The 22229-nt window shown below is 66.8% G+C and carries 15 protein-coding genes and 1 tRNA gene; 3 read left to right on the forward strand and 13 right to left on the reverse strand.

Annotated features, from left to right (window positions below):
• Window positions 1-39 precede the first annotated feature (39 nt).
• From fusA to ACYVD1_RS25780, 13 genes are all read right to left on the reverse strand, one after another.
• Window positions 40-2154 carry an elongation factor G gene (gene fusA, locus ACYVD1_RS25720; protein ID WP_460777063.1) on the reverse strand — a complete coding sequence of 705 codons (2115 nt, stop codon included), beginning with the start codon at window positions 2152-2154 and terminating at the stop codon, window positions 40-42.
• A 45-nt stretch (window positions 2155-2199) separates the two neighbouring features.
• Window positions 2200-2670, reverse strand: coding sequence for a 30S ribosomal protein S7 (gene rpsG / locus ACYVD1_RS25725; protein ID WP_460747622.1), 471 nt, complete (start codon window positions 2668-2670; stop codon window positions 2200-2202).
• A gap of 2 nt (window positions 2671-2672) precedes the next feature.
• Complete coding sequence (gene rpsL, locus ACYVD1_RS25730) at window positions 2673-3044, reverse strand: 30S ribosomal protein S12 (RefSeq protein ID WP_014912437.1); 372 nt, start codon at window positions 3042-3044, stop codon at window positions 2673-2675.
• Window positions 3045-3519: 475 nt separating this feature from the next.
• Entirely contained in the window at window positions 3520-5847 is a 2328-nt protein-coding gene (locus tag ACYVD1_RS25735) for a hypothetical protein (protein WP_460777064.1), read from the reverse strand.
• Between the two features lie 262 nt (window positions 5848-6109).
• Window positions 6110-9988 (reverse strand): DNA-directed RNA polymerase subunit beta', encoded by a 3879-nt coding sequence (locus ACYVD1_RS25740; protein WP_460777065.1) that lies wholly within the window; start codon window positions 9986-9988, stop codon window positions 6110-6112.
• Between the two features lie 34 nt (window positions 9989-10022).
• Window positions 10023-13490 (reverse strand): DNA-directed RNA polymerase subunit beta, encoded by a 3468-nt coding sequence (gene rpoB / locus ACYVD1_RS25745; protein ID WP_460777066.1) that lies wholly within the window; start codon window positions 13488-13490, stop codon window positions 10023-10025.
• Between the two features lie 797 nt (window positions 13491-14287).
• Window positions 14288-14674, reverse strand: a complete 387-nt coding sequence (rplL, locus tag ACYVD1_RS25750) for a 50S ribosomal protein L7/L12 (RefSeq protein WP_460777067.1) — start codon at window positions 14672-14674, stop codon at window positions 14288-14290.
• Window positions 14675-14771: 97 nt separating this feature from the next.
• Window positions 14772-15299, reverse strand: coding sequence for a 50S ribosomal protein L10 (rplJ, locus tag ACYVD1_RS25755; protein WP_460763850.1), 528 nt, complete (start codon window positions 15297-15299; stop codon window positions 14772-14774).
• A gap of 377 nt (window positions 15300-15676) precedes the next feature.
• The gene (gene rplA / locus ACYVD1_RS25760; protein ID WP_460777068.1) at window positions 15677-16354 is read right to left on the reverse strand and encodes a 50S ribosomal protein L1; all 678 of its coding nucleotides are present in this window, start codon (window positions 16352-16354) and stop codon (window positions 15677-15679) included.
• Window positions 16355-16456: 102 nt separating this feature from the next.
• Window positions 16457-16885: a 50S ribosomal protein L11 gene (gene rplK / locus ACYVD1_RS25765; protein ID WP_460777069.1), complete on the reverse strand. Its 429-nt coding sequence runs from the start codon at window positions 16883-16885 to the stop codon at window positions 16457-16459.
• 246 nt (window positions 16886-17131) lie between these two features.
• Window positions 17132-17941 carry a transcription termination/antitermination protein NusG gene (nusG, locus tag ACYVD1_RS25770; protein ID WP_460777070.1) on the reverse strand — a complete coding sequence of 270 codons (810 nt, stop codon included), beginning with the start codon at window positions 17939-17941 and terminating at the stop codon, window positions 17132-17134.
• Between the two features lie 178 nt (window positions 17942-18119).
• On the reverse strand, window positions 18120-18419 hold the full coding sequence (gene secE / locus ACYVD1_RS25775; protein WP_460777071.1) for a preprotein translocase subunit SecE: 300 nt from the start codon (window positions 18417-18419) through the stop codon (window positions 18120-18122).
• Window positions 18420-18521: 102 nt separating this feature from the next.
• Window positions 18522-18594: transfer RNA gene (locus ACYVD1_RS25780), tRNA-Trp, on the reverse strand.
• Window positions 18595-18751: 157 nt separating this feature from the next.
• Here ACYVD1_RS25780 and ACYVD1_RS25785 point away from each other — a divergent pair.
• The 3 genes from ACYVD1_RS25785 to ACYVD1_RS25795 all read left to right on the forward strand — a co-directional run.
• Entirely contained in the window at window positions 18752-19960 is a 1209-nt protein-coding gene (locus ACYVD1_RS25785; RefSeq protein WP_460777072.1) for a pyridoxal phosphate-dependent aminotransferase, read from the forward strand.
• 129 nt (window positions 19961-20089) lie between these two features.
• Entirely contained in the window at window positions 20090-21157 is a 1068-nt protein-coding gene (locus ACYVD1_RS25790; protein WP_460777073.1) for an adenosine deaminase, read from the forward strand.
• Window positions 21158-22015: 858 nt separating this feature from the next.
• The coding region (locus ACYVD1_RS25795; protein WP_460777074.1) for a hypothetical protein at window positions 22016-22229 on the forward strand (214 nt) is incomplete at its 3' end.

Consider the following 22229-nt stretch of genomic DNA (forward strand, 5'->3'; position numbering starts at 1 on the left):
CCCGCAGACGCGGGGCACAGCCTGGTTACGTGTTCGCGACTACTCGCCGCGAACCTTCGCCACAATTTCTTGGGCGACAGCGGACGGAACCTCCGCGTAGGAGTCGAACACCATCGAGTAGTTGGCTCGACCCTGCGTACGGCTGCGCAGGTCACCCACGTAGCCGAACATTTCCGAGAGGGGCACCTGGGCCTTGACGAGGCGGACGCCGGAACGCTCGTCCATGGACTGAATCTGTCCACGGCGGGAGTTCAGGTCACCGATCACATCGCCCATGTACTCCTCGGGCGTGGTGACCTCGACGGCCATGACCGGCTCGAGCAGCGCAGGCTTGGCGAGCTTGACAGCCTCCTTGAAGGCCATCGAGCCAGCGGTCTTGAACGCCATCTCGGAGGAGTCGACCTCGTGGTACTGACCGTCCTGCAGCGTCACCTTGATGCCGACGAGCGGGTAGTGCGCGAGCACACCCAGCTCCGCGGCCTCCTGGCAGCCGGCGTCCACGGACGGGATGTACTCCCGCGGGATACGGCCACCGGTAACCGCGTTGACGAACTCGTAACCGGAGGCGTCGCTGCCCTCGTCCGCGACAAGCGGCTCGAGGTCGATCTTGACCTTGGCGAACTGGCCCGAACCACCGGTCTGCTTCTTGTGGGTGAAGACGTGGCCTTCAACCTTCTTGCGAACGGTCTCGCGGTAGGCCACCTGGGGCTTACCGATGTTGGCCTCGACCTTGAACTCGTCGCGCATGCGGTTGACGAGCACCTCGAGGTGCAGCTCACCCATGCCGGAGATCACGGTCTGCCCGGTCTGCTCGTCCGAAGCCACCTGGAAGGAGGGGTCCTCGTCGGCCAGACGCTGGATCGCGATGCCCAGCTTCTCCTGGTCGCTCTTGGTCTTCGGCTCGATGGCCACCTCGATGACCGGAGCCGGGAACGTCATGGACTCCAGGACGATCGGCGAGCTCTGCTCGCAGAGCGTCTCACCGGTCGTGGTGTCCTTCAGACCCATGACAGCGACGATGTCGCCCGCGCCGGCCTCGGCGATCTCCTCACGCTTGTTCGAGTGCATGCGGTAGATCTTGCCGATGCGCTCCTTGCGGCCCTTCAGGCTGTTGAGCACCTGGGTACCGGTGGTGAGAACACCCGAGTAGATGCGCACGTAGGTCAGCTTGCCCAGGTGCGGGTCGCTCATGATCTTGAAGACCAGGGCGGACATCGGCTCGTCGATGCTCGGCTTGCGCTCGAGCTTGGTCTCCTCGGACTCGTCCTTGGGGTCGTGGCCTTCGATGGCGTCGACGTCCTGGGGCGAGGGAAGGTAGGCGATGACCGCGTCGAGCAGGGGCTGCACGCCCTTGTTCTTGAACGCGGTGCCGCAGACCACCGGAACAGCGGTGCCGGCGATGGTGGCGCGACGGATCGCCGTGACGAGCTGCTCCTCGGTGGGCTCCTGGCCCTCGAGGTACAGCTCCATGATCTCGTCGTCGGCCTCGGCCAGCGTCTCGATGAACTGGTCGCGCGCCTCGCGAGCGGCGTCCACGTGGGTCTCGGGGATGTCGACCGTCTCGTACATCTCGCCGAGCTTGGCCTCGTCGTTCCAGACGTAGGCCTGCATCTTCACGAGGTCGATGACGCCCTTGAAGTCGCTCTCGGCACCGATGTTCAGCTGGATCGGCATGACGTTGGCGCCGAGGCGCTCACGGAACATGTCGACACAGCGCTGGAACTCGGCGCCGATCTTGTCCATCTTGTTGACGAAGCAGATCCGCGGGACCTTGTAACGGTCGGCCTGGCGCCAGACCTGCTCCGACTGGGGCTCGACGCCTTCCTTGGCGTCGAACACGGCGACGGCACCGTCGAGCACGCGCAGCGACCGCTCGACCTCGACCGTGAAGTCGACGTGGCCGGGCGTGTCGATGATGTTGATCGTGTGGTCGTCCCAGTGGGTGGTGGTAGCAGCCGAGGTAATGGTGATACCCCGCTCCTGCTCCTCCTTCATCCAGTCCATCGTGGCGGCGCCGTCGTGGACCTCACCCACCTTGTGGGTGACACCGGTGTAGTAGAGGATCCGCTCGGTCGTCGTCGTCTTGCCCGCGTCGATGTGGGCCATGATGCCGATGTTGCGGACCTTGGCCAGGTCAAGCAAAGTCTTAGCCATGAGGCTCGTCTTCCCTAGGTCTCAAGGAATCGATTCGCCGCGGGGTTACCAGCGGTAGTGGGCGAAGGCCTTGTTCGACTCGGCCATCTTGTGCGTGTCCTCACGCTTCTTGACAGCCGCGCCCAGACCGTTGCTGGCGTCGACCAGCTCGTTCATCAGTCGCTCGGTCATGGTCTTCTCACGACGCTTGCGCGAGTAAGAGACCAGCCAGCGCAGGGCCAGCGTGGTGGACCGGGAGGCGCGAACCTCGACCGGCACCTGGTAGGTCGCGCCACCGACACGGCGGCTGCGGACCTCCAGCGCGGGCTTGACGTTGTCCAGGCCTCGCTTGAGAACAACGAGCGGGTCCTGACCGGTCTTCTCCCGGGCGCCTTCCAGGGCGTCGTAGACGACGCTCTGAGCGATGGAGCGCTTGCCGTCGAGGAGCACCTTGTTGATCAGTGCGGTGACGAGCGGCGAGCCGTAAACCGGGTCGGTGATGAGCTGGCGCTTCGGCGCCGGGCCCTTGCGCGGCATGCTTACTTCTCCTTCTTGGCGCCGTAGTGGCTACGGGCCTGCTTGCGGCCCCGGACACCCTGGGTGTCGAGCGAGCCGCGGACAATTCGGTAGCGGACACCCGGCAGGTCCTTGACACGACCGCCGCGCACCAGCACGATGCTGTGCTCCTGGAGGTTGTGACCAATGCCGGGGATGTAGGCCGTGACCTCGATGCCGCTGCTCAGCTTGACGCGAGCGACCTTACGCAGAGCGGAGTTCGGCTTCTTCGGCGTAGTGGTGTAGACACGCGTGCACACACCACGACGCTGCGGACTCCCCTTCAGCGCCGGGGTCTTGTTCTTTGCGACCTTGTCCTGTCGGCCCTTGCGGACCAGCTGCTGGATGGTGGGCACCGCGTCTCCGTCTTCCTCGTGACCTACGCCGGTTCTCGTAGCCGATATCGCTATTGACCTGCTGAATTTCCCGAACCTCCCCGGCCCCCGGGGTCGGGCGTGTCGCACTCGTTCCCACGCATGGTGGATGGATGCACACCCGACCGAACGGCCGATTCACAGGAGGGGGTTCACATGCGCCGCGCGCCTTGCGTCCGTCCTGAAAGAGGCCCGGGGCGCCGCACACGCACGTGTGACCCGTCGACTCACGGGCACAATCACACAGGCTACCGCTAACCGAACAAGCGGTCAAAACGGTGTGCGACATGGCGAGAACAAGCGGAACCGGATCTCGCGTAACCGTGGGTCAGAACCAGTCTACGCGCTTCCGGACTCGTTTCGCCCCAAGTTTTCCGCCGAGAGGCGGTTGAGGGGCCGGTAATGCCTAAACGGCCGCTCCCAGAGGACTGATTATCCCCCAGAAGCGGCCGAGACGCTACAGCGCGAGCAGAATCGCGACCGAAATCACGGTCACGACGATGCCGACGACCGAGAAGACGGTGCCCGTGGTGATCAGGCCGAGGCCGTCCAGTGTGCCCCGCGACTCACCGATCGCCTTCTTGGCCTTGGGGCCGGTGACGAACAGCGCAAGGAGCGCCGTGATCACACCGACGCCCGGGATCAGCGACGCCACACCCAGCCACAGGGTGACATTGGCTCCGGGCTCGGTGTCCGCCAGGTAGTCGATGCTGTCATAACCGGGGTAGGCGTCGCCCACGTCCCCGCCCAGAGGGCTGTCGTCGAAACCCGGGAAGTCCTCGACCGCCCGGTCCCGGCGCCGCTTGGAGGTCCGGGGCTGTTCCGTCATCCCGTAGTCGGCCGGGGTGAAGCCGTCGTCGTACTCCGGCTCCTGCTCCTCCGCCTCGAACGAGGGCTCCCCGGGCTCCGCAGCGTCCCAGTCCGGCTGGGGCTCGAAGGCGGGCTCCGCTTGCCTCACTCCGTAGGACGGCACCGAACCGAGATCGGAAGGCACACCGGGTGCGATGCTGCTCCGGCCCTCCGCGGGTGCGCCGAGCTCGTCGTATGCCGGTTCGCCGTAAGGCTGCTGCCCCTGGGCTGCTCCACCGTAGGACGGTTCACCATAGGAGGACTGACCGTAGGACGGCTCATCGTAGGCCGTCCTCCCGAAGCCGGGATCACCCCGGTCATGGACGCCATAGCCCAACTCGTCGTGGGCACGGTCGTGCGGGCCACGGTCGTCCCAACCCAGTTCATCGTAGGTACGTTCGTCCCGGCCCAGCTCGTCGTAGGCCTGATCGCTCTCCTGGCCCCACCCGTGCTGCGGCTCTTCGGACCAGGGCGTGCCGACGGTCCCGTAGCCCTCGGGCTCTCGGGCCTCGCGCGGTGCGAGGGGATCCTCCTCGGGGGCCGGTGCCGGGAACATCCGGGTGTCTCCCTGCTGCTCGGGCTGCCATGAGTCGTCAGCGGCGGCGGGTGCCTCACCCCAGGGGCGCTCACCCCACGCGGGCTCAGCAACGGGCGCCTCGTCCCACGGTTTCTCCCACCGGGGCGGCTCCTCACCCCACGCGGGCTCGGCGGCGGGTGCCTCACCCCAGGGGCGCTCACCCCACGCGGGCTCAGCAACGGGCGCCTCGTCCCACGGTTTCTCCCACCGGGGCGGCTCCTCACCCCACGCGGGCTCGGGAACGGGCTCGTCACCGGTGTCCCGAACCTCCTTGGCCTTCGCGCGCGACTGCATGTCGGCGATGGCGGCCAAGGGGTCGGTGGAGGTCGCCACGGCGGCGGACAGCTCACCCGTGTCGGGGCCGTCGTCGGTCTCCGCCGGGGGCTCAGCGGTGTCCTCGGCCGGCGCGGGACCCCAGTCGGTGAAAGAGGGAACCTCCGGTGCCGACTCCTTGCGGCGCCGCTCCGCGTCGCGGACGACGTCCGGCAGGCGCGGATCGTTGCGGTCGAAGGCCCACGTGTTGCCGCTGCCGCTACCGATCCCGCCCTCGTCGGAGGGCACGGCCGCGGAGGACGGCGGTGAAAGCTCATCGTCGTAGCGGTCCCCGCCGTAGGTCGGGGTATGGGTCGGCTCGGTCCATTGCGGGACCGACGATTCAGCCCAGGGTTCCGTGGTTCCGGCACCCTTCCAGGCGCCTCCGCTCTCCCAGTCGTCCCCTTCGTCCGGCGCCGGCGACCAGCTGTCCAGGCCACCCGTGTCCCGCCGTTCGCGCGGCTGCTCCTGGCCGGGCCGAGGTGCCCACGAGTCGGACTGTAGTTCCCACGATCCCACGGTGTCGGTGGCAGCGTCGGCCCACGACTGCTCGTTTTCCGGCTCCTCCGGAGGCAGTGGAACCCGTGCGCTCGCAGCGATACCCGGGTAACCGCCGGTCGGGGCGTACCCCTCGGGCTCCACCGGTTCCGAGGGCTCCTCGGCCTGGACCGGTTCAGGGAAGCCCTCAGACGCGGAGACCCCCTCCGGTGCGGAGAAGCCCTCAGACGCGGAGACCTCCTCCGGCACGGAGAAGCCCTTCGGTTCGGGGAACCCCAGCGGGTCCGGCTCCCCGGGGACCCGCGTCACCGGCTTGTAGGCCTCGCTACCCGCGCCCGGGTACGAGATCGCACCCGGGACGAACGGGGCCTGGGTTTCACTCGGTGGCACCGGAGGCGTGGTGGGCGGCCCGCCCAACGCCTCCGGATAGGGCTCCACCATGGCCGGCCGCGAGGCGCTCAGCCCCGAGTAACCCCCGCTGTCGGGGAAGACCGCGTCACCGGACGGTGCTCCGCCCTGCTCCGAGCCCTCGCCGTCCCCCTGTTCCATGGGGTCCTGATACTCCGACTGCGTGCGGAAACGGTTCTCACTGGGCTTGAACCACGAATCCGCGTCCTCCTCGGACCTCCGGTTGCCCGGCGCTCCGCCCCCGTTTTCAGTCACTTGCCTGCTCTCCCGCCGGCGCCGTAGCGCCCTCTCCCCGTTCACACAGCAGTGTACGAACCGACAACGACGAAACGGCGGCGGGGCCACCCCCGGTGTGGGGGTGGCTGACCGCCGCCGTCAGATCAGCCAACGTACAGGTTGACGCTTACCGGTTGTACGGCCCGAAATCGTACTCCTCCAGCGGGACGGCTTCGCCGGACCCCTGACCGAAGGTGTACTCGCTGGGCTCTTCGTAACCGGAGACCGAGTACATCGAGGCCTTGGCCTCCTCGGTCGGCTCCACCCGGACGTTGCGGTACTGCGGAATACCCGTACCGGCCGGGATGAGCTTACCGATGATGACGTTCTCCTTCAGGCCGAGCAGCGGGTCGCTCTTGCCGTGGATCGCGTTCTCGGTGAGCACCCGGGTGGTCTCCTGGAAGGAGGCCGCCGACAGCCAGGACTCCGTGGCCAGCGAGGCCTTGGTGATACCCAGCAGCACCGGACGTCCGGCGGCCGGCTGGCCGCCTTCGGACACGACGCGTCGGTTGATCCGCTCGAACTTGGGCCGCTCGACCATTTCGCCGGGCAGCAGCTCGGTGTCACCCGACTCCAGGATGTTCACCCGCTTGAGCATCTGGCGGACGATGATCTCGATGTGCTTGTCGTGGATGGACACACCCTGCGACTTGTACACCTCCTGGACCTCCGACACGAGGTGCTGCTGCACCGCGCGCGGGCCCTGGATGCGCAGAACCTCGTGCGGGTTGATCGCACCCTGGATGAGCTGCTGGCCGACCTTGACGTGGTCGCCGTCGCTCACCAGGAGCTGCGCACGCATCGGCACCGGGTAGCCGATCTCGTCCGTGCCGTCGTCCGGGATGACGACGATCTTGCGGCTCTTCTCCGTGTCGTCTACCCGGATCCGGCCCTCCATCTCGGAGATCGGAGCCACACCCTTGGGGATGCGGGCCTCGAAGAGCTCCTGGACACGGGGCAGACCGTGGGTGATGTCCTGACCGGCCGAACCACCCATGTGGAACGTACGCATGGTCAGCTGGGTACCGGGCTCACCGATGGACTGGGCCGCGATGATACCGATCGCCTCACCGACATCCACCGGCTTACCGGTCGCCATGGAGCGGCCGTAGCAGGTGGTGCAGACACCGATCTTCGCCTCACAGGTCAGCGACGAGCGGATACGCACGCGGGTGAGCCCGTGGGCGACCAGCTTGTCGATGTTCTGCTCCGAGGTGTCGCTGAGCGCCGGCAGGATGAGCTTGCCGTCCGAGTCCAGCGTGTCCTCGGCGATGGTCCGACCGAAACCGGTGTTCTCGACGTTGTGCTTGCGCACGACGACACCCGCGGCGTTCTTCTCACCGATCTCGTGCCAGAGCGAGCGGTCGGTGCCGCAGTCGATCTCCCGGACGATGACGTCCTGCGCGACGTCCACCAGACGACGGGTCAGGTAGCCCGAGTCAGCGGTACGCAGGGCGGTGTCGGCCAGACCCTTGCGCTGACCGTGCGTGGAGATGAAGTACTCCAGCACGGACAGGCCCTCGCGGTAGGAGGACTTGATCGGGCGCGGGATCGTCTCACCCTTGGTGTTGGAGACCAGACCACGGATACCCGCGATCTGACGCACCTGCATCGGGTTACCGCGCGCACCGGACTGGACCATCATCCACACCGGGTTGTCGGCGGGGAAGTTGTCCTCCATGTTCTGGGCGACCTCGCCCGTGGCCTGGGTCCAGACCTCGGTGAGCTCCTGACGGCGCTCGTCGTCGGTGATCAGACCGCGATCGTACTCGCGCTGGATCTTGTCCGCCTTGCGCTCGTACCCGCCGAGGATCTCGGCCTTGCGCGGTGGCGCGACGACGTCCTCGATACCGATGGTCAGACCGGACCGGGTGGCCCAGCGGTAACCGGCGTCCTTCAGGGCGTCCAGGGTCGTGGCGACCTGGACCTTGGCGTAGTTCTCGGCGAGGTCGTTGACCAGCGTCGAGATCTGCTTCTTGCCCACCTGGAAGTTGACGTACGGGTAGTCGACCGGGGTGGCCTCGTTGAAGAGGTACCGACCCAGGGTGGTCTCCAGCACGTAGACGTCGTCCTGCTCCCAGCCCTCCGGCGGCGTCCAGTCCTTCGGCGCTGGAGCACCGTCGGCGATACGCAGCTGGATCCGGGCCTGCAGGTCCAGGTCTCCCAGGTCGTAGGCCATGATGGCCTCGGCCGGGGAGCGGAACGCGCGGCCCTCGCCGATCGCTCCGGCCTTCTCCGTCGTCAGGTAGTACAGACCGATGATCATGTCCTGGGTGGGCATGGTCACGGGCTTGCCGTCGGACGGCTTGAGGATGTTGTTGGTGGCCAGCATCAGCAGCCGCGCCTCGGCCTGGGCCTCGGCGGACAGCGGCAGGTGCACGGCCATCTGGTCACCGTCGAAGTCCGCGTTGAACGCGGTGCACACGAGCGGGTGGATCTGGATGGCCTTGCCCTCGACCAGCTGCGGCTCGAAGGCCTGGATGCCCAGGCGGTGCAGCGTCGGCGCACGGTTCAGCAGAACCGGGTGCTCGGTGATGACCTCTTCCAGGACGTCCCACACGACCGGACGGGACCGCTCCACCATGCGCTTGGCGCTCTTGATGTTCTGCGCGTGGTTCAAGTCGACCAGGCGCTTCATCACGAACGGCTTGAAGAGCTCCAGGGCCATCTGCTTGGGCAGACCGCACTGGTGCAGCTTCAGCTGCGGACCGACGACGATGACCGAACGGCCGGAGTAGTCGACGCGCTTACCGAGCAGGTTCTGACGGAAACGGCCCTGCTTGCCCTTGAGCATGTCGGACAGCGACTTGAGCGGGCGGTTACCGGGACCGGTGACCGGGCGGCCGCGGCGGCCGTTGTCGAACAGCGCGTCGACGGCCTCCTGCAGCATCCGCTTCTCGTTGTTGACGATGATCTCGGGGGCACCGAGGTCGAGCAGGCGCTTGAGGCGGTTGTTCCGGTTGATGACGCGGCGGTACAGGTCGTTGAGGTCGGAGGTCGCGAAGCGGCCACCGTCCAGCTGCACCATCGGACGCAGGTCCGGCGGAATGACCGGGATGCAGTCCAGCACCATGCCCATGGGGCTGTTGGTGGTGTTGAGGAACGCCGAGACGACCTTGAGCCGCTTCAGGGCGCGGGCCTTCTTCTGGCCCTTGCCCGTGCGGATGGTCTCCCGGAGCTTCTCCGCCTCGGCGTCCAGCTCGAAGTTGGACAGGCGGTCCTGGATGGCCTGAGCGCCCATGCCTCCGCGGAAGTACTTCCCGAAACGGTCCCGCATCTCGCGGTAGAGCATCTCGTCGCCCTCGAGGTCCTGGACCTTGAGGTTCTTGAACCGGCTCCAGACCTCGTCGAGGCGGTCGATCTCACGCTGGGCGCGGTCGCGCAGCTGGCGCATCTCGCGCTCAGCACCCTCGCGCACCTTGCGGCGAGCGTCGCCCTTGGCGCCCTGCTCCTCGAGCTCGGCCAGGTCGGCCTCGAGCTTGCGGTGGCGCTCCTCGATGGTCGAGTCGCGGCGCTGCTCCAGGTGCTGCTTCTCGACTGAGATCCGGGCCTCGAGCGACTGAAGGTCGCGCTCGCGGGCATCGGTGTCCACCCACGTGACCATGTAGGCGGCGAAGTAGATGATCTTCTCGAGATCCTTCGGCGCCAGGTCCAGCAGGTAGCCCAGGCGGGACGGCACACCCTTGAAGTACCAGATGTGCGTCACGGGAGCGGCCAGCTCGATGTGGCCCATCCGCTCACGGCGCACCTTGGCGCGGGTCACCTCGACGCCGCAGCGCTCACAGATGATGCCCTTGAAGCGGACGCGCTTATACTTACCGCAGTAGCACTCCCAGTCCCGGGTCGGACCGAAGATCTTCTCGCAGAAGAGTCCGTCCTTCTCGGGCTTGAGGGTGCGGTAGTTGATGGTTTCGGGCTTCTTGACCTCGCCGTGCGACCACTGGCGGATGTCGTCGGCCGTGGCGAGACCGATGCGCAGCTCGTCGAAGAAGTTGACGTCGAGCACTTAATTCGTCCCCTGCTCTCGAAGAATGCGGAAGTTAGACCTCTTCGACACTGCTCGGCTCCCGCCGACCCAGGTCGATTCCCAGTTCTTCCGCCGCGCGGAAGACGTCCTCGTCGCTGTCCCGCATCTCGATGGACATACCGTCACTGGACAGCACCTCCACGTTCAGACAGAGCGACTGCATCTCCTTGATGAGCACCTTGAAGGATTCAGGGATGCCCGGCTCGGGGATGTTCTCGCCCTTGACGATGGCCTCGTAGACCTTGACGCGACCCACCACGTCGTCGGACTTGATGGTGAGCAGCTCCTGGAGCGCGTAGGCGGCGCCGTAGGCCTCCAGCGCCCAGACCTCCATCTCACCGAAGCGCTGACCGCCGAACTGCGCCTTACCGCCCAGCGGCTGCTGGGTGATCATCGAGTACGGACCGGTGGAGCGGGCGTGGATCTTGTCGTCCACGAGGTGGTGGAGCTTCAGGATGTACTTGTAGCCGACGGAGATCGGCTCGGCGAAGGGCTCACCGGTGCGGCCGTCGAACAGGAGGGCCTTGCCGTCGTTGTTGATGAGGCGGTTGCCGTCCTTGTTCGGGCGGACCGACCTGATGAGGCCGCTGAGCTCGTCGCCGTGCAGGCCGTCGAAGACCGGCGTGGCCACACGGGAGTTCGGCTCGACCTCGGCCGCCCCGATCTCGTGCAGCGACTCCTGCCAGGCCTCCTCCATGCCCTCGACCAACCAGCCGTTCTTGGCCAGCCACCCGAGGTGGACCTCCAGTACCTGGCCGACGTTCATTCGGCCGGGCACGCCCAGCGGGTTGAGGATGATGTCGACCGGGGTGCCGTCCTCCAGGAAGGGCATGTCCTCCTGGGGCAGGATCTTCGCGATGACACCCTTGTTGCCGTGGCGGCCGGCGAGCTTGTCACCGTCGGTGATCTTGCGCTTCTGGGCGACGTAGACGCGGACCATCTCGTTGACGCCCGGGGCGAGCTCGTCACCGTCCTCGCGGCTGAACACGCGCACGCCGATGACCTTGCCGGTCTCGCCGTGCGGCACCTTCAGGGAGGTGTCACGGACCTCTCGGGCCTTCTCACCGAAGATGGCGCGCAGCAGGCGCTCCTCCGGGGTCAGCTCGGTCTCGCCCTTGGGCGTGACCTTGCCGACGAGGATGTCGCCGTCAACGACCTCGGCACCGATGCGGATGATGCCCCGGTCGTCGAGGTCGGCCAGGACCTCGTCGCTGACGTTGGGGATCTCACGGGTGATCTCTTCCGGGCCCAGCTTGGTGTCGCGGGCGTCGACCTCGTGCTCCTCGATGTGGATCGAGGAGAGGACGTCGTCCTGCACCAGACGCTGGGAGAGGATGATCGCGTCCTCGTAGTTGTGCCCTTCCCAGGACATGTACGCGACGAGGAGGTTCTTGCCCAGCGACATCTCGCCCTGGTCCGTGGACGGGCCGTCGGCGAGGACCTGCTTGGCCTCAACGCGCTGGCCATCGGCCACGATGGGGCGCTGGTTGAAGCAGGTGCCCTGGTTGGAGCGCTGGAACTTGCCCATGCGGTACGTGTTGCGCGAACCGTCGTCGGCCATCACGGTGACGAAGTCGGCGGTGACGTCCTCGACGACACCCGCCTTCTCCGCGACGATGACCTCGCCGGCGTCGGTCGCGGCGCGGTACTCCATACCGGTGCCGACGAACGGCGACTCGGCGCGGAGCAGCGGCACGGCCTGGCGCTGCATGTTGGAGCCCATGAGCGCGCGGTTGGCGTCGTCGTGCTCGAGGAACGGGATCATGGCGGTGGCGACCGACACCATCTGGCGCGGCGACACGTCCATGTAGTCGACCTCGTCGGTGCTGACCTGCTCGAACTCGCCACCCTTGCGGCGGACGAGCACGCCGCGCTCGGCGAAGGTGCCGTCCGGGTTCATCGGCGTGTTGGCCTGAGCGATGACGTAGAGGTCCTCTTCGTCAGCGGTCAGGTAGTAGACCTCGTCGGAGATGCGACCGTCGATCACCTTGCGGTACGGGGTCTCCACGAAACCGAAGGAGTTCACACGACCGTAGGCGGCGAGCGAGCCGATCAGACCGATGTTCGGGCCCTCAGGCGTCTCGATCGGGCACATACGGCCGTAGTGGGACGGGTGAACGTCTCGGACCTCGAAACCCGCGCGCTCGCGGGACAGACCGCCCGGACCCAGCGCCGAGAGGCGACGCTTGTGGGTCAGACCCGCGAGCGGGTTGGTCTGGTCCATGAACTGGGACAGCTGCGAGGTCCCGAAGAACTCCTTGATGGAGGCCACGACGGGACGGATGTTGATCAGGGTCTGCGGCGTGATGGCCTCGACGTCCTGGGTGGTCATCCGCTCGCGGACGACACGCTCCATCCGGGCCAGCCCCAGGCGGACCTGGTTCTGGATGAGCTCGCCGACGGTACGGAGACGACGGTTGCCGAAGTGGTCGATGTCGTCGGTCTCGATCGGGCGCGGACCGAGGTCGGTCTCCTTCTCCACCTCACCCGCGTGCAGGCGCACGAGGTAGTCGATCGTGGAGACGATGTCCTCTTCGGTCTGGGTGCCCTGGGTGTAGTCGGTGTCCAGACCAAGCTTCTTGTTGATCTTGTACCGGCCGACCTTGGCCAGGTCGTAGCGCTTGGGGTTGAAGTAGAGGTTCTCCAGCAGCGCCTGGGCCGACTCCTTCGTGGGCGGCTCACCCGGACGCAGCTTGCGGTAGATGTCCAGCAGCGCGTCGTCGGTACCCGCGGTGGGGTCCTTCTCCAGGGTGTTGCGGATCGACTCGTACTGGCCGAAGCGCTCCAGGATCTGGTCGGTGGTCCAGCCCAGCGCCTTGAGCAGGACCGTGACGCCCTGCTTGCGCTTGCGGTCGATGCGGACGCCGACGAAGTCGCGCTTGTCGACCTCGAACTCCAGCCAGGCGCCGCGAGACGGGATGACCTTGCAGCCGAACAGGTCCTTGTCCGAGGTCTTGTCGACGGACTTGTCGAAGTACACACCCGGAGACCGGACCAACTGGGACACGACAACGCGCTCGGTGCCGTTGATGATGAAGGTGCCCTTGACGGTCATGAGCGGGAAGTCGCCCATGAACACCGTCTGGCTCTTGATCTCACCGGTGTCGTTGTTGATGAACTCCGCCGTGACGAACATCGGGGCGGAGTAGGTCATGTCCTTGTCCTTGCACTCCTCCTCGGAGTACTTGGGCGGCTCGAACCGATGGTCGCGGAACGACAGCGACATCGTGCCCGAGAAGTCCTCGATCGGACTGATCTCCTCGAAGATCTCTTCGAGACCGGACTGCTCCGGAACGTCCTTGCGGCCAGCATTGCGGGCCGTCTCGACCCGGGTCTTCCACGCGTCGTTGCCAAGCAGCCAGTCGAACGACTCGGTCTGCAGGGCCAGAAGGTTGGGAACCTCGAGGGGCTCCTGGATACGGGCGAAAGAAACGCGGTGCGGACCAAGGGCGTTAGCGGAGGCGTTGCGCGAGGCTGCCAACAGGGGTCCTTCCGAAGGCTTGTGGCGGTTGAAGCGCGCACGCCAGACGATCCGTCACGAGAAGGACCGCCGCAACGCGGTTGAGACGGTCACATCGAGCGGGAACGGGCTTTCCGGATCCAGAATTTGGGATGGCGGAAGCCGTACACCAGCACAGGGATCACCAAAGGGCAGCGCAAAAGAGCAGTGTAGCCGAACACCACACCGCTGTCCACTCACGGTCCACAGCGCCACTCACGACACCGGCAGGATCACCCCTCGAGGGCGATCCGTCAAGCCCGCACCCCCCGGGGGAAGGCCCTGGACCATCAGGGTGAAACAGCGCGCCTGCCCTGGCCCCACGGGGGATGTGAGCCAACGGACACCCGGAGAAGTTCCCCCGCCCAAGGCGGGTAAACACTCGATCCGGGCACCGTCAAGATTCCCGGGACGGGAGATTATCGCGTCCCAGGGACAGTTCGCACACGGGAGACCCGGCGTTGCGCCCTCGAACCGCCTCAGCTTCGCACATCACCCAGCTCGCAGCAGGTCAGACACGGCATTGTTCACGACATACGGGACGTAGGACCGCACCACCCTGAGACGTTCGGGCATCGAATCCGGTCCGGAACCTCGGGGTTCGCGACCGACCGAATCCTCGGCACCGCTCCGGCACCACCCCGGTACCCCCGCAACCCGGCCGGTCCCGGACACGGGGCCCGTGTCCGGGACCGTAGGGCACAAGAAAGCGGCCGCCCCTCCCGGAGGAGGAACGGCCGCCTGACGCAGACCAGCGGACATCTGAGGCCCGCGGAGGACTACTTGAGGGTGACGGTGGCGCCGGCGCCCTCGAGGGCCTCCTTGGCCTTGTCCGCGTTGTCCTTGCTGACGCCCTCGAGCAGAGCCTTCGGGGCGTTGTCGACGAGGTCCTTGGCCTCCTTGAGACCCAGGCTCGTGAGGCCGCGGACCTCCTTGATGACCTGGATCTTCTTGTCGCCAGCGCTCTCGAGGACGACGTCGAACTCGCTCTGCTCCTCGACCTCCTCGGCGGCGCCACCGGCGGCGGGGCCGGCGACGGCGACGGCGGCCGGCGCGGCGGCGGTGACGTCGAACTTGTCCTCGAACTGCTTCACGAACTCGGACAGCTCAAGGAGGGTCATCTCCTCGAACGCGGCAAGCAGGTCCTCGTTGCTGAGCTTCGCCATGGTGCGATCTCTCTTTCTCTAACGACACGCGCGCCCGACGGCGCATCGTGCGAGCCAGTGGCCGGGCGCTGTAGGCACCCGCCGTGGTTCAAAAGGTTTAAGCGGCTTCCTCGTTGCGCTTGTCCGCCAGAGCCTGCGCGAGACGCACAGTCTTGGAGGGCAGCGCCTGGAAGACGGCGGCGGCCTGGCCCTGCTTGGCCTTGAGCGCACCCGCCAGCTTCGAGAGGAGAACCTCTCGGGACTCCAGGTCGGCCAGCTTGCTGATGTCCTCGGCGGCCATCGACTTGCCGTCGATGAGGCCGCCCTTGATCACCAGGGACGAGTTCTTCTTCGAGAAGTCACGCAGACCCTTGGCGGCCTCGACAACGTCCCCGTGGACGAAGGCGATGGCGGACGGGCCCTCGAGCAGATCGCTGATCTGCTCGTCGACACCGGCGTCCTTGACCGCGATCTTGGTCAGCGTGTTCTTGACGATGCGAAAACGCGCAGTCTGGCCGAGGCTGTGACGCAGTTCAGAGATCTGCGCGACACTGAGCCCCCGGTATTCGGTCAGCACGGCGCCGTTCGACTCACGAAGCTCGTTCGAGAGTTCGGCGACCGCGGCTGCCTTGTCCGGCCTCGCCATGGGACTCCTTCCAACAGTGAACGCTGGCGATTCCCAAGGACTCCCACGATCGGCGTCTGCACGAGAAAAAGCCCCGGGCGCGAGGCGCACGGGGCATGTCCGCGTTCTCAGCTCGCGACTGGCACGAACCCGGGAACGGGAAAGCTCTGGTGACACCTGCGCGGGCGCCCATCGTGGATGGGTCCTTAGGTCACCCGATCGGGTGACGACCAGCGGTCTTCGGCAATTACCAACAATAGCGGACTCCCGGAGGTGCTCGAACACATGAGGCACACATGACCGGTGATCCGCGACACGCGACGGGCCCCGCTCCCCCAGAGGTGACGGGGCCCGCGGCGGTCAGGCCAGTTTCGCTCAGGCCTTCAGGCCAAGAGAGACTAGGCCTCGAGCGGGATGCTCGGGCCCATCGTGGTGGTGACCACGGCCTTCTTGACGTAGCGGCCCTTGGCCGCGGACGGCTTGAGGCGCTGCACCTCGTCGATCGCGGCCTGGTAGTTCTCCACCAGCTTGTCGTTGTCGAACGACACCTTGCCGATGATGAAGTGCAGGTTCCCGTGGCGGTCCACGCGGAACTCGATCTTGCCGCCCTTGATGTCGGTCACGGCCTTGGCCACGTCCGGGGTGACGGTGCCCGTCTTGGGGTTGGGCATGAGGCCACGCGGACCGAGCACGCGGCCGAGGCGGCCGACCTTGCCCATGAGGTCCGGGGTGGCCACGACGGCGTCGAAGTCGAGGAAGCCGTTCTGGACCTTCTCGACCATCTCGTCGTCGCCGATGATGTCGGCGCCAGCGGCACGAGCCTGCTCGGCACGCTCACCGGTCGCGAAGACCAGGACCCGAGCGGTCTTGCCGGTGCCGTTCGGCAGGTTCACGGTGCCGCGGACCATCTGGTCGGCCTTGCGCGGGTCGACGCCCAGACGCAGGGCGACCTCGACGGTCGCGTCGAACTTGACCTTGGTGGTGTCCTTGGCCAGCTGCACGGCCTCGGCGGGGCTGTAGAGCCGGTCACGGTCCACCAGGTTGTTCGCCTGACGGTGGTTCTTGCTGCGCTTCACGCTGTTCTCCTACAGGAACATGTGGTCTCCGGGCCAGCGCCTGGCCCTGCCACTGTGGTTCTTGCCGTCGAGCTTCCGCGGCCTGAGCGACCGCGCGGAGAGCTACTTGACCTGGATGCCCATCGAGCGGGCGGTACCGGTGACGATCTTCTCCGCGGCTTCGATGTCGTCGGTGTTGAGGTCGGGCAGCTTCGTCTGCGCGATCTCACGGACCTGGTCGGCGGTGATGCTCCCGGCGGTGTTGCGGCCCGGGTCCGTGGCGGCCTTGTCGATACCCGCGGCCTTCAGGATCAGCTTCGGCGCCGGAGGCGTCTTGGTGATGAAGCTGAAGGAGCGGTCCTCGTAGATGGAGATCTCGACGGGGATGACGCTGCCGCGCTGGCCCTCAGTAGCAGCGTTGTACTGCTTGCAGAAGTCCATGATGTTGACGCCGTGCGGACCGAGAGCGGTACCGACGGGCGGCGCCGGGGTCGCCTGACCGGCGGGGAGCTGCACCTTGACGAGTGCGGCAAGCTTCTTCTTCGGAGGCATATCGGGTCCTTTGCCTGATCTGCGTTGTGTGCCGGCCCCTGCCTCCCTGACGGTGCTCCCCTGCCACGAGGGCACGGCGGCACCGCTGCCGAAGGAGGCTTTCCGCGGCGGAGCGCGGAGTCACGGCCCGTCGGGACCGGACGGGCCGGGGCGCGCACCACCGAGGTGGTACACGCGACAGTAGGTCCGCCCGGAAACGGGCGGACCTACCAAGTCTACGTCGTCCGGACAACTGGTCCGGGCGAATCAGATCTTGGAGACCTGATTGAACGAGAGCTCGACCGGGGTCTCACGACCGAAGATCGACACCAGCACCTTGAGCTTCTGGGTGTCCGGGTTGATCTCGCTGACGGTGGCCGGCAGGGTCGCGAACGGACCCTCCATGACCGTGACGGACTCGCCGACCTCGTATGCGACGTCGGAACGGGGCTCGGCACTGCCACCGGTGGCCGCGGCCTGCTGGGCCTGCTCCGGCTCCTCCTCCGGCTCGGGCGCCAGCAGCTTGGCGACCTCGGAGAGGCTCAGCGGAGCCGGCTTGTTGGACAGACCCACGAAGCCGGTGACACCGGGGGTGTTCCGGATGGCCGACCAGGACTCGTCCGTCAGGTCCAGGCGGACGAGCACGTAACCGGGCAGGACCTTCTCGGTGACCTGCTGGCGCTTACCGCTCTTGACTTCGGTGACCTCGTGCTCGGGAACCTCGACCTGGAAGATGAACTCCTCCATGTTGAGGGACTGGGTGCGGCTCTCGACGTTGGCCTTGACCCGCTTCTCATAGCCCGCGTAGGTGTGCACGACGTACCAGTCGCCGGGCAGCAGGACGAGCTCGTTCTTGAACTCCTCGACGGGGTCGAGACGGGGCAGCTCGGGCTCCGCTTCGGCCTCATCGGCCCCTTCAGTGCTCCCGTCGGCCTCTTCGGCCGGCTCCGGGCTGTCTGCGTCGGCCTGCTCGACCGCTTCCTCGGACAGCTCGCCCGCCAGGCCGGTCTCTTCCGCCGACGACTGATCCGGCTCCTCTTCGGGGAAGTCGTCAGAGGTCAGTGGGGACTCGGACACGGCTGCTCTTTCTCTCGTCGGATTCGCTAGTGCGTGCGACGCACACCGAACAGGCCGTGCGTCGAACCCAGTTGTGCCAGCTTACGGTCTCTCCGGGCGACACGGGACCAACGCGCGGACGAGCGGGGCCAAGGCCGTGAAAACGGCCACCGTCGAGAGGCGCCCCGGAATGGGGGGCTTAGGGGCCCTCGGGAACGCCCTCAGGCATGCCCTCAGGGACGGCTTCGACGCCCTCAGGACGGCCGAAGTTGCTGTAAAGCCAGGTCACAGCCTCACCGAAAGCGTAGTCGAGAAGAGAGACGTAGGAGAGGACCATCACCACGAACACCATGACGACGATGGTGTAGGTGACCAGTTCCTTACGCGTGGGCCAGCGGACCTTGCGCAGCTCGCCGACGACCTGCTTGGTGAACGTCACCGGACCGGTACGACGCGCGGGCTCCTTCTCGGGCTTGGCGTCGGCGTCAGTCTGAGTCACCTGGGGTCCTTAGGGTCGCGGGCTGCTTCAAATTCCCCGTAGTTCCTCGCCCCCGCGGCGGGGTGGCGAGAAATCGCCACCCCGGTCCCGCGTGCGGACTTGCAGGGCAGGAGGGACTCGAACCCCCAACCGCCGGTTTTGGAGACCGGTGCTCTGCCAATTGAGCCACTGCCCTTAGCGGAAACTGCGTTCCCACCATAGCCGGTCCTGAGTACTACCGCACACCCGAAAAGGTGTGACGCCTCCGTAACGACCGGCCGACGCGGATGAGTGTATGCCCTCTCCACCACTCCGGCCAAACCGTCTCGCGAGGGCATGACAACATGGGCAACATGACTGACCGACCCCGTGTCTCTGCACGTATCAGCGCCATCTCCGAGTCCGCCACCCTCGCGGTGGACGCCAAGGCCAAGGCCATGAAGGCGGAGGGCCGTGCCGTCATCGGTTTCGGCGCGGGAGAACCGGACTTCCCGACCCCCGACTACATCGTCGACGCCGCCGTGGCCGCTGCCCGCGAGCCCCGCTTCCACCGCTACACCCCCGCCGGTGGCCTTCCCGAGCTGAAGAAGGCCATCGCCGAGAAGACCAAGCGTGACTCCGGCTACGAGGTCGACCCCGCCCAGGTCCTGGTGACCAACGGCGGCAAGCAGGCCATCTACGAGGCCTTCGCCGCCATGCTCGACCCGGGCGACGAGGTCATCGTGATCGCCCCGTACTGGACCACCTACCCCGAGTCCATCAAGCTCGCGGGCGGTGTCCCGGTCTTCGTCGTCACCGACGAGAGCACCGGCTACATGGCCAGTGTCGAACAGCTCGAGGCCGCTCGCACCGACCGCACCAAGGTCCTGGTGTTCGTCTCCCCCTCGAACCCGACCGGCGCCGTCTACCCGCGCGAGCAGGTCCGCGCGGTCGGTCAGTGGGCGAACGAGAACGGCCTGTGGGTACTCACCGACGAGATCTACGAGCACCTGGTCTACGGCGACGCCGAGTTCTCCTCGCTGCCCGTCGAGGTCCCCGAGATCGCCGACCGCACCGTCATCGTCAACGGCGTCGCCAAGACGTACGCGATGACCGGCTGGCGTGTGGGGTGGATCATCGGCCCGAAGGACATCGTCAAGGCCGCGAGCAACCTGCAGTCGCACGCCACATCGAACGTCGCGAACGTCTCGCAGGCCGCCGCGCTGGCCGCAGTCACCGGCGACCTCACCGCGGTCGAGGAGATGAAGAAGTCCTTCGACCGGCGCCGCCAGACCATCGTGCGGATGCTCAACGAGATCGACGGCGTCGTCTGCCCCGAGCCCGAGGGTGCGTTCTACGCCTACCCGTCGGTGAAGGGGGTTCTCGGCAAGGAGATCCGCGGTAAGACGCCACGGAGCTCCACCGAGCTGGCCGAGATCATCCTCGAGGAGGCCGAGGTCGCCGTGGTGCCGGGCGAGGCCTTCGGTACCCCCGGTTACCTGCGCCTGTCCTACGCGCTCAGCGACGAAGACCTGGCGGAGGGCGTCGGCCGCGTCCAACGGCTCCTGGCCGAGGCCAAGTAGCTTCCCACGCCGGAACGCGCCCCGTGCCGAGCACGGGGCGCGTTCGTGTGTCCCCACCCGTGACGCTGGTCAATGTGGCGTTGGTCAATCATGGCCCGCTGGGTGCCTCACATGCGGCAGGCTTACGTCATGGAGACACCGACCACCGCTCGCCGATTGGACCGGCTGCCCAAAGCACACCTGCATCTGCACTTCACCGGCTCGATGCGCCACGACACCCTTGTGGAGTTGGCGGAGGAGCGGGGGGTACACCTGCCCCAGGCCCTGGCCAAGGAGTGGCCGCCCAAGCTCCGCGCCACCGACGAACGGGGTTGGTTCCGCTTCCAGCGCCTCTACGACATCGCCCGCTCCGTGCTCCGCAAGCCCGAGGACATCCACCGGCTCCTGCGCGAGGCCGCTGAAGACGAGAGGTCCGCGGGCTCCCGGTGGCTGGAGATCCAGGTGGACCCGAGCGGTTACGCGTCCCTCTTCGACGGGCTCACCGCGACCCTCGAACTCATCCTGGACGCGGCCCAGGCCGCCGAGCGCGACACCGGCGTCCACATCGGCCTGATGGTCGCCGCCAACCGCACCAAGCACCCCCTCGACGCCAAGGCGCTCGCCCGGCTGGCCCGCCAGTACAGCGGCAAGGGGGTCGTGTCGTTCGGCCTGAACAACGACGAACGCCGCGGCCGCGCCCGAGAGTTCGAGGGTGCCTTCCGCATCGCCAAGCGGGCCGGTCTCCTCTCCGCGCCCCACGGCGGTGAGCTCAACGGCCCCCGCAGCATCCGCGAGTGCCTGGACGAGCTCGACGCCGACCGGATCGGCCACGGCGTCCGCGCCGTCGAGGACCCCTACCTCCTGGAGCGCATCGCCACCCAGGAGGTCACCCTCGAGATCTGCCCGACCTCCAACGTGGGCCTCGGCGTCATCGAGGAACTGGACCACCTACCCCTCCGCAAGCTCTACGCGGCGGGAGCTCCCATCGCCCTCGGCACCGACGACCCGCTCCTGTTCGGTCCCAGGCTCCTGGAGCAGTACCAGATCACCCGCGAGGTGTTCGACTTCTCCGACCACGAGATCGCCGACCTCGCCCGCATGTCCATCCGAGGTGCCGGAGCCCCGGACTCCCTCAAGAAGGAGCTCCTCTCCGGCGTCGACCACTGGATCGCCAGCGAGCCAGAACCCATCACAGATCCTGCCGCTGAGGGTCAGTAGAAGCCGAAGGCCCGGAAGCCCGGAAGCCCGAAGGAGCAGAGGCACGGAGGTACGGAGGCACTGACGCACGGAGGCGCTGAGGCACGGAAGCACTGAGGCACGGAAGCACTGAGGCTCCAACAGGAACCAAAGGATGCCAAATACTACCTTGAGGGATTCTATTTATTTGGCATGGGTTACTTCCGCACCCCAGGCGCAGCCTGGGATTTTCGGGTGGCGACAGTCGGGGTTTCCCTGTTGGCTTAGGGTTCCCTCCTTTCCCGCCGCATGATTGTGGCCGTCTCCGCTGCGCGCGTCAAGGTCGTCGCCGTCGGGCGCTTCGCGCGTCAACGGCGCTCCACCTTGACCCGCTCCGCTACGACGGCGGGTTGGCGGCTATCGGGAAAGGGGGACGGGTGGTCGAGGTCCATGCCATTTCGGGCTCCGCCCGAAAAACGGAATCCCCTCGGCCTGGCGGCCGATGCCTGCCCCTGCGCCGGAGCGTCGACGGGTCGGGTGTCGCGGCCGGTCAAGGTGCGCGGCGAAAACCCCGAACAGCGCGGCCTGCGGCCGGGTGGGCCACTCCACCGGAGCCCACCGGTTGCGGGTGTCGCGGCTGGTCAATGCTCGCGGCGAAAACCCCGATGATCTTGCCCCTAGCTCCACCCTCGGCCGTCGAGACCGGCGACAGGAGCAAGATCATTCCCATACTGGAACACATTTGTCCGCTTTGCCCAGGAATGCGGCCAAGGGAGGCTGGGTCCCTTTCCTGGAAGGCTTCTTTCCGGGGAATGGGAAAGGCGGGTCGGGGTGGCCTGGTAAGGGTGTTATCACCTCCAGGATAGGTCCTTTCTGGGCCTTTCTTGGCATCCTTAGGGTATGACTTCTTCTTTCGGGCAGTGCGGGAATGCGGCGGGAAACACCCCCGCCGTGGCCGCCACGCGCACCGCCCGGGGAAAGATCGCCTCGGAGATGGCGGAGGTGCCCCCGACCGGAGCAGCTGGCCAGGTCCTGGACGTGATCTCGCAGGTGTTCGAGGACATGGAACAGGCCCAGCTTTCGATACTGCTGCGTCTGGCGCAGCTGGAGGCGG

The organism is Nocardiopsis nanhaiensis (assembly GCF_054778635.1).

Coding starts and splice junctions, on each gene's coding strand:
- fusA (WP_460777063.1), bottom strand. CDS start 2,154: ATGGCTAAGACTTTGCTTGACCTGGCCAAGGTCCGCAACATCGGCATC.
- rpsG (WP_460747622.1), bottom strand. CDS start 2,670: ATGCCGCGCAAGGGCCCGGCGCCGAAGCGCCAGCTCATCACCGACCCG.
- ACYVD1_RS25735 (WP_460777064.1), bottom strand. CDS start 5,847: ATGGAACAGGGGGACGGCGAGGGCTCGGAGCAGGGCGGAGCACCGTCC.
- rplL (WP_460777067.1), bottom strand. CDS start 14,674: ATGGCGAAGCTCAGCAACGAGGACCTGCTTGCCGCGTTCGAGGAGATG.
- rplJ (WP_460763850.1), bottom strand. CDS start 15,299: ATGGCGAGGCCGGACAAGGCAGCCGCGGTCGCCGAACTCTCGAACGAG.
- rplK (WP_460777069.1), bottom strand. CDS start 16,885: ATGCCTCCGAAGAAGAAGCTTGCCGCACTCGTCAAGGTGCAGCTCCCC.
- ACYVD1_RS25785 (WP_460777072.1), top strand. CDS start 18,752: ATGACTGACCGACCCCGTGTCTCTGCACGTATCAGCGCCATCTCCGAG.
- ACYVD1_RS25790 (WP_460777073.1), top strand. CDS start 20,090: ATGGAGACACCGACCACCGCTCGCCGATTGGACCGGCTGCCCAAAGCA.